This is a genomic window from Kitasatospora sp. MBT66 (assembly GCF_000710405.2).
In the GTDB taxonomy this organism is placed as follows: domain Bacteria; phylum Actinomycetota; class Actinomycetes; order Streptomycetales; family Streptomycetaceae; genus Kitasatospora; species Kitasatospora purpeofusca.
Genome location: NZ_JAIY01000010.1, coordinates 826,917 through 827,430, shown reverse-complemented (window position 1 = coordinate 827,430; position 514 = coordinate 826,917). Strand labels below are relative to the sequence as shown.

Below are 514 nucleotides of genomic sequence, written 5' to 3'. Positions count from 1 at the left end.
GCACTCCCGGGGTCCCAGACCCGTAGACGGAGTGCATTCCCATGTCTGTTGCCACCGGCCTCAGCACCCCCCTCGCCGTTCTCGGCCACGATGTCGAGGTCCCCCTCGCCAACGGCGACAAGGTCGCCTACGCGGCGCTCGACTACGCCGCCAGCGCCCCGGCGCTCCAGCGGGTCTGGGACGAGGTCGCCGCCTACGCCCCCTACTACGGCAGCGTGCACCGCGGCGCCGGCTACCTGTCCCAGCTCTCCACCGACCTGTTCGAGCAGAGCCGCCGCACCGTCGCCGAGTTCCTGGACCTGCGCGAGGGCGACCAGGTGGTCTTCACCCGCGCCACCACCGACTCGCTCAACCTGCTGGCCGGCGCCGTCCCGGCCGGGACCCAGGTGTTCGCCTTCGAGACCGAGCACCACGCCTCGCTGCTGCCCTGGGCGCACGCCGGTCTGACCGTCACCTGTCTGCGCGCCCCCCGCTCGCACGCCGAGGCGGTCGCCGCCTTCGACGCCGCGCTCGC

Annotated in this window: 1 protein-coding gene; it reads left to right on the top strand. The window is 73.3% G+C overall.

The window, feature by feature from the left end:
- Positions 1-41: 41 nt before the first annotated feature.
- The coding region (locus BI06_RS53895; RefSeq protein ID WP_043472412.1) for an aminotransferase class V-fold PLP-dependent enzyme at positions 42-514 on the top strand (473 nt) is incomplete at its 3' end.